The 5,276-nt window shown below is 57.3% G+C and carries 4 protein-coding genes and 1 pseudogene; 4 read left to right on the forward strand and 1 reads right to left on the reverse strand.

Annotated features, from left to right (window positions below; all coding sequences use genetic code 11):
• A partial coding sequence (locus tag H5U08_RS09490; RefSeq protein ID WP_297032443.1) for an efflux RND transporter periplasmic adaptor subunit occupies positions 1-1,162 on the reverse strand: 1,162 nt, incomplete at its 3' end.
• A 771-nt stretch (positions 1,163-1,933) separates the two neighbouring features.
• Here H5U08_RS09490 and H5U08_RS09495 point away from each other — a divergent pair.
• The 4 genes and pseudogenes from H5U08_RS09495 to H5U08_RS09510 form a co-directional block, all read left to right on the forward strand.
• Positions 1,934-2,305 (forward strand): nitrous oxide-stimulated promoter family protein, encoded by a 372-nt coding sequence (locus tag H5U08_RS09495; RefSeq protein ID WP_297032445.1) that lies wholly within the window; start codon positions 1,934-1,936, stop codon positions 2,303-2,305.
• Between the two features lie 325 nt (positions 2,306-2,630).
• Positions 2,631-2,960 (forward strand): annotated as a pseudogene (gene rplU / locus H5U08_RS09500) (50S ribosomal protein L21); the annotation flags it as partial.
• 333 nt (positions 2,961-3,293) lie between these two features.
• Positions 3,294-4,556, forward strand: coding sequence for a hypothetical protein (locus H5U08_RS09505; RefSeq protein WP_297032448.1), 1,263 nt, complete (start codon positions 3,294-3,296; stop codon positions 4,554-4,556).
• Between the two features lie 21 nt (positions 4,557-4,577).
• Positions 4,578-5,276 (forward strand): sulfite exporter TauE/SafE family protein (locus H5U08_RS09510; RefSeq protein ID WP_297032451.1); only part of this gene is annotated, 699 nt, incomplete at its 3' end.

Raw genomic sequence — 5,276 nt, forward strand, 5'->3', positions numbered from 1 at the left:
CGCTCCGCAGCTCTTCGGTCGGGTTGTTGATCTTGACAATGACCTGATAATCTTTGACGTTGGAATTGAAGAACGAAGTGGGCAGGGGATATTCGCCCACTTCGGTCACCTCGCCATCGAACTCCACTCCTGCGAGGGCATCTACACGGACTTTAGCCGGCAGGCCCACTCGTACCAGACCGATCTTCGATTCGTTGACTTTCGTTTTCACCTGCATGCGCTTCGGATCCGGAAGTCGGATGATGGTCTGATACTGACGGACGCGGACACCTTCCTGAATGATGATGTCTGTTTGACCCCGCACACCGACCTGGTTCGCGTAAACGACCTGCCCCGCCGCAGGAGCGGTAATAATGCATTTCTTGATTTGTTCCTCGATCTTCTTGAGTTCTTGAACCTGAAGGTCGTAAGAATGCTGCTGGGCTTCGAGCTTGGCCCGGGCTGTCTCAATGTCCGCATCCAGTTGCTTGAGCATCTTTACTTTGGTGAACCGCTCCAGAACATCCAGTTTAGTCCGAGCGGACTCCAGTTCTTTGATGGCTTTATTCAAAGCGAACTGGTCGGCCTCCAACTGTGCCTGAGTGATGTACCCTTTCTGAGCCAGGCTCTGGCTGTATTTGAGGTAATCTTCCGCCCGGCGTCGGTTTTCTTCGGCAATGAAGTTTTGAATTTGAATATCGAGGAGTTGCTCCCGATACTGGCCCTCCAGGTACTCTTGTTTGGCGATTATCGCTGTATCGAGTGCCCGCTGCGCCTGAATGAGCAAAGCCTGCTCGTTGGCCACCTTGATTTGTTGCTGAACATACTCGTCGCGAAGGGCCGATGAATCCAGTTCCACGAGAAAATCGCCGGGCTGGACGTAAGTTCCCTCGGGGACAATGCGGATGATCATCACCCCGCTTCCCTGCGTTTCCACTTCGCAGCGGATCTCCACATTGCTGGCGCTCTCCACGTCACCGCGCTCCGTGACTTCGTTGATGAAGTCACCGCGAATGACTTTGGTGGTCAACGGCCTGTCGTGAGTTCCCTGCCAAAGCGTCCGGGGCAGGAAGGACCAGACGAGGGGCACACCTATCATCAACAGGCCAAGGACAACCAGGGGACCTTTGACAACCCAACCGCGCCGGGGATGACCGGTGGCAGGCAAGCGATTTCGTGTCATAATTCGTTACTCCCCCCACAAAATGGCGGTGCCGAGCGGCTGCTCAGCGAATTGTCGGTTTTCTCGGAATCAATCCAGCAAGCCGTGGGTGCGCTTTCCGCAGGTGGGTCTTTGAGTGTTTCAGTGCAACCCCTTTTCGGGCAGCAACCGTTCCAGTGTGTTGGTCCCGGTGTGTTTTCCTGATTCCGCCATGAACCAAACGTGCCCGTAGCGACGTTTGGACTTTCTTTTCCGGTTGTGGTTGGATGTTCGCTCGGTTACGGGCTATTTTTCGTCAACGCTGCTGGATACTCTTTCGCCGATGGCTCGACGGTTGGGAGCTCTTGCGATTTTTCGGTAGGTCCTACCAAATGCCCTGGTCACGTACTGATGCCTGATTCAACTGCCCCTCGCTTCGGAATGTGTGTCATCGGAACTACGGGAGGGCCACCGAAAGGGGGGCCGTGCCGTTCCGGGAGTAACCACTTTACCATCTGGTGCGCGAGGTTGTTGAAATCGAACGTCCACCCTGGCGCCCCGAACCAGCCCGGGTGAGCATTGGTGACTTCACATCTACTATTTTAAACGCTTGAAAGAGGAAAGGTAACGAAAAACTCTTGAAGGAGCAAATTCGTACATTTATAATACTAGATTCAACTGGCACAAATGCGCTTCGGCGGTTGGGGATGCCTGTGACGTCTGAAAACGGACGCGTCGGGCAGCGTGTTCCCCGGAGGGGGCTTTTGGGGGGCGGTCGATGGGCTCGGCAACGTACACTCGGCGGGGTGACCCATGACAAACGGACCGGACAAAACGGCTTCCAGACATTCCCGACGGATCCAGCGTGAGCGTCGCACGATTGAGGCAATGATCCGCATTTTTTGTCGAAAGAACCACGGCCAGAGGCATTTGTGCCCGGAGTGCCAGGAGCTCTTCACGTACGCCATGTGCCGGCTCGATAAGTGCCCCTTCGGAGAGAATAAAACCACTTGTGCGCGGTGCCCTATCCATTGCTATAAGCCGGACATGCGAGAGCGAGTGCGGCAGGTGATGCGGTTTTCTGGGCCGTGGATGCTGCTCTACCACCCTTATTTGACATTTCGACATTACCTCGACGAATGGTTCATTGAACCGCAACCCCTCCAAAGAAGGGTGGGCAGTTGAAGGGCCAGCGGATGGGAATGGGCGGCGATTCGGTTGGGCTCCGATTGTTGGGTTCGGTTGCCGGTTGAACAGTAGGGGCAATTCATGAGTTGTGCCTGCGACACGTCGCGCCCGCGGTGTTTCATACCGACCAAAGGGGGCATTCAGGGTGAGCGTCCCTTGATGAGCCGGGCTGCCGCGGGTTTAATGAGGGTTTACCATTACAGACCGGTAGCGGACGAGAGCGCTGACGGCAGGAGATTTTGCTCGCCTCGATAAAATCCTGTAAATGGCCGCGACGCTTGGTAGCTGACGAAATATCCCAACGACAGCGAGGTTGTGCGAGATGTACGCGATTATTCAGGATGGCGGACGCCAGTACAAGGTAGAGGTTGGCCAGGTCCTTGATGTGGACTACCGCCTGAGCGCTGAAAAGTCTAAAGACGGCGCCGAGTTTGCACCCAAAGAGATTCGCTTCGACCGGGTGCTGGCCATTCGGGATGGTTCGACATTTCTTCTTGGTCGGCCGACCATCGATTCCGCTTATGTGGTGGCGGAAGTTCAAGAGACCCTCCTCGGCCCCAAGATCTACATCCAGAAATTCCGGCGGCGAAAGAATTATCGTCGTCGCAAAGGACATCGGCAGTTGTACCTGCGGGTGAGGATCAAGGAGATCAACCCCGGCAGCGCCCTGCCCGAAAGACGCCAGGAGGCGGCCGTTACTCAGCCGGAATCGGCGCCCGCTGAAACGTCCAACCAGCCCGAGCAGGCCGAGGCCCTCGCCGTTTGAGCTATTCGCCCGGCCATCCCAAAGCCCCCGGAGTCTGCGCGGATGGAGGTGGGGGATGAAGGGACGGTGGCCCCGGCTGTGTGCTGAGGTTTTTCCGTGCTTCTGTGGGGAACGGGTGAACGGGGATTTGCTCTGCGCTCACGGGTCTGTTTTTTTGTGGGTGAAAGGCGCTTTCTGACGCCGCGGTAGTTGACTGTTTGGCTTGAGGATTAGACGCGTATGACCAAGGATTTGATTCCCGCCCATGGCGATCTTCCGGAACCGCTCGATTTGACCGTTCCTGAGGAAGCGCGGGAGGATTTTCTGGCCGAAGCGGCGCGGCTCAAAAAAGTCCCGGTCTCGGATGCCGACCTCTCGACGGTCTATCGTTTCGGGGATGGGGCCCTCAGTCCGCTCACCGGGCCGATGGATCGAGAGGTTTACGATCGAGTTTTGGAGGAAGAGGTCATCGAGTACAACGGGCGGCTGTACGCCTGGACCATTCCACTGGCCTTTCCGGTCACAGCCGAGCTGGCCAAACAGTTAAGCCCTGGGGAAAAAGTCGCTCTGGTGAACTCCCGGGGAGAGATTGTCGCCACGCTGGAGCTTACCGATGTCTTTCCCTGGGACAAGCGGAAATACCTGACGCGAGTGTATCTGACTGAGCGGTTCGACCATCCTGGCGGGGACATGGTGTTAAAAGCGGATGGCGACAAGGATTATCTCATCGGCGGAAAGATCCAGGTCCTGCCGCAGCCCAAGCATCCCCGGTTTGGCAAGTATGTTCTGCGTCCGAAGGAGGTGCGGGAGCTGATTCGGCAGAAGGGGTGGGAACGGGTGGTGGCCTTTCAGACCCGGAATCCCCTCCATCGTGCCCATGAGTATGCCCTCGTTTATGGTTTGGAGACTTTGCTCCGCCAGGGTTACAACGCGGGGGCATGCCTCAATCCGTTGATCGGGGAAACCAAAGGGGACGATGTGCCTGCTGACGTTCGCATGCGGACCTACGAGGCGCTCATCGAGCAGCGGGCGCTCGGGGATGGGGATAGTGATCCGGCCCTCTGGGGGCCGCGGGGAGAATCCGTTCCCGACCGTGTGATTCTGGTGGGCCTGGACATCAAGATGTTCTACGCCGGTCCCAAAGAGGCCGTCATGCATGCCATTTACCGACAGAATTTTGGATTTACCGACATCATCATCGGCCGCAAGCATGCAGACGCCCCCTATCACGACGGAACCACCATTTGGGGTGATTTCGATGCCCAGGAGATCTTCAAGCGTCTGCGGGGTGATCTCAAGATCAAGCCGCTGTGCGTGGGATTTGCGGCCTACTATGAGTCGGTGGGACGGGTCGATCTGATGGAGAATCACCCCAACGAGAAGCCGGTCTCAATCTCTGGCAAGGAGATTCGCGCGGCGCTCCGTGAGGGGCGACCGGTCGATCCGCGGATCATGCGGGAAAGCACGGCCCGAATCCTCGCCGAGGCCATGGCCCAAAAATAGCCCAATCATAGGGAATGTGGGATGTCCGGGGGGGTTGCACGACTGGTGTGGGGAGGTCTGTCGGCCGTCTGTATGGGGTTTTCCAAGACAGGTGTGCCGGGGGCTTCCATTCTCGCCGTGGTCCTGATGGCCCAGGCCTATCATGAAGACGCCGCGCTTTCCGTGGGGGCGCTCGTCCCGGTTCTGCTTGTCGGTGACCTGTTCGCGGTGTACCTGTATGCGAGGTACACGGCGTGGGATCGGCTGATCAGATTGTTTCCCTCTGTGGCCGTCGGGTTGATCAGTGGAGTCGTGCTTTTGCACTATGTGCGAGGCAACGCGCTGCGACCGATCCTGGGGGCGCTGGTGGTGGCCATGTTCGTTCTGGAAGTTTACCGTCGGACCTTCGCGGACGGACACTATGGCCAGAAATGGTGGTACGTGTGGCTGACGGGGATGCTGGCGGGCTTTGCGACGATGGTGGGAAATGCTGCTGGTCCTGTCATGACGATGTACCTCCTCAGCCAGAATCTGCCCAAGGACAAGTTCATGGGCACCACAGCCGTGTTCTTCTTCACGGTCAATGTATTGAAAATCGCCCCCATGGCCGTCGAAGGAATGATCACATCTGAGACTATGCACTTTGCCACCTTTGCTGTTCCCATGACGCTTGTGGGCGGAGGATTGGGACGGTGGGTCTTCCGACGAATGTCGCAGAATACGTTCGACATGGCAGCCCTC

Source organism: Thermogutta sp. (assembly GCF_014359955.1).
Lineage (GTDB): Bacteria > Planctomycetota > Planctomycetia > Pirellulales > Thermoguttaceae > Thermogutta.